This window comes from Pseudomonas sp., assembly GCF_030696055.1.
Lineage (GTDB): Bacteria > Pseudomonadota > Gammaproteobacteria > Pseudomonadales > Pseudomonadaceae > Aquipseudomonas.
Genome location: NZ_JAUYNP010000157.1, coordinates 1 through 2,260, shown reverse-complemented (window position 1 = coordinate 2,260; position 2,260 = coordinate 1). Strand labels below are relative to the sequence as shown.

Here is a 2,260-nt window from a genome sequence, read left to right as displayed (position 1 = left end):
CTGGGCAAAGCCAAGGAGTTGGCCGAGGAGGCGGCGCGGCTGAAGTCGGACTTCCTGGCCAATATGAGCCACGAGATCCGCACGCCGATGAACGCCATCATCGGCATGTCGCACCTGGCCCTGAAGACCGAGCTCAACCCGTGCCAGCGCGACTACCTGGGCAAGATCCAGCAGGCCGGTCAGCACCTCTTGGGGATCATCAACGACATCCTCGACTTCTCCAAGATCGAAGCCGGCAAGCTGGCCATCGAGCGCATCGACTTCGACCTGCAGCAGGTGCTGGAGAACCTCGCCAACCTGATCGGCGACAAGGTCGCGGCCAAGGGCCTGGAGCTGATCTTCAACCTCGACCCGGCGCTGCCCCGGCAACTCTTGGGCGACCCGCTGCGCCTGGGACAGATCCTGATCAACTACGCCAACAACGCGGTGAAGTTCACCGAACAGGGCGAGGTGGAGGTGATTATCCGCCTCGAGCGGCAGGACGCCGCCCAGGTGCTGGTCTACCTCGGGGTGCGCGACACCGGCATCGGCCTCAGCGCGGAGCAGATGGGCCGGCTGTTCGAGTCGTTCCAACAGGCCGATAGCTCGACCACGCGCAAATACGGCGGCACCGGTCTCGGCCTGGCCATCAGCAAGCGCCTGGCCGAGGCCATGGGCGGCAGCGTCGGGGTGGACAGCGAAGTGGGCCGCGGCAGCCTGTTCTGGTGCCGTCTGCCCCTGGGCATCGCCCGCCAGCAGACGCGGCCGCTGCTGGCGCAGGCCGATCTGCGCGGCCGGCGGGTGCTGGTGGTGGACGACAACGACAGCGCGCGCCAGGTGCTGTACGACCTGCTGGACAGCATGAGCTTGCGCGTCGCGGCCGTGGCCTCGGGCCAGGCCGCGTTGTCGGCAGTGCAACAGGCGGCGCTGCTGGGCCAGCCCTTCGAGCTGCTGCTGATCGACTGGCAGATGCCCGGCATGGACGGTATCGAGACCGCCCGCCGGGTGCGCGAGCTGGCGCTGCAGCCGCCACCGCACCTGCTGATGGTCACCGCCCACGGCCGCGAGGAGGTGTGGCTCGGCGCGCACAAGGCCGGGGTCGAGGACGTGCTGCTCAAGCCGCTCAACCCCTCGCTGTTGTTCGATGCGCTGCTCCGCAGCCTGGGCGGCGCCGGCGGTGGAGCAGGCCATGAGCCGCTGTCGCCGGGCGAGCAGGTGCCGAGCTTCGACGGTCAGCGCGTGTTGCTGGTGGAAGACAGCGAGCTGAACCGCGAAGTGGCCTGCGGCCTGCTGCAGGAGAGTGGCCTGCAGATCGATGAGGCCGAGCACGGCGGCATCGCCCTCGAGCGGCTGCGCGCCCACGCCGACGGCTATTACGCCCTGGTGCTGATGGACATGCAGATGCCGGTGCTGGATGGTATCGCCACCACCGAGGCGCTGCGCCGTGAGGCGCGCTTCGCCGCGCTGCCGATAGTGGCCATGACCGCCAATGCCATGCCCGCCGACCGCGAGCGCTGCCTGGCGGCGGGGATGAACGATCACCTGGGCAAACCCATCGAGCCCGACGAGCTGTGGGCGACGCTGCAACGCTGCAACGCTGGTTGCCGACGCGCGGCGCAGCGCAGGCCACGGTGGAGCCGGACGCCCAGGCCGACTGGCAGTTGCCCGGGGTGGATCTGGCCAACGGCCTGCGCCGGGTCTTGGGCAAACGTGACTTGTACCAGCGCCTGCTCGGCCAGTTCGCCCGCAGCCAGGGCGACTTTCCCGCGCAGCTGCGTGGGGCCCTGGCCTGCGGCGAGACGGAGCATGCCGAGCGGCTGGCCCATAGCCTCAAGGGCCTGGCCGGCAATCTGGGCGCGGCGGACCTGGCGGCCCAGGCGGCGAACCTGGAAAGCGCGCTGAAGGATGCTCGCCACGATGAGTTGGACGCCGTGCTGGCGGAACTGGAGCAGAGCCTGGGGGCGCTGGTCGCGGCCATCGCCGCGCAGTTGCCCGAGGCGCTGGCGGCGGCTGTGGCGGTCGACGAGGAGCAGCTGAGTCAGCTCTGCCGGCAGCTGCGCCGGCTGTTCGCCGAGGATGATCCGCGCGCGGGAAAAATCTTCGACGAGCAGGCCGAACTGCTGCGCAGCGCCTTTAATAAGGCTATGTCCCAAGGCTGTGTTGCAAGGACTAAGCTTTATGGCAGGCATCCGCTCGTGAGGTCTGCCCATCATGGATACTCAAGCCTTTCACCACTGGCTGGCTCATGTGAGCCAACTCAGCGCCAAACAGAAATCCGCAC

General features: G+C 68.4%; 2 protein-coding genes. Both read left to right on the top strand.

Annotated elements, in window-relative coordinates; all coding sequences use genetic code 11:
* Window positions 1–1,881, top strand: a 1,881-nt coding sequence (locus Q8Q83_RS09395; protein WP_305623143.1) for a response regulator, incomplete at its 5' end; no start/stop codon positions are given.
* Window positions 1,764–2,260: Hpt domain-containing protein (locus Q8Q83_RS09390; protein WP_305623144.1), on the top strand; the 497-nt coding region annotated here is incomplete at its 3' end. The genes Q8Q83_RS09395 and Q8Q83_RS09390, both read left to right, overlap by 118 nt.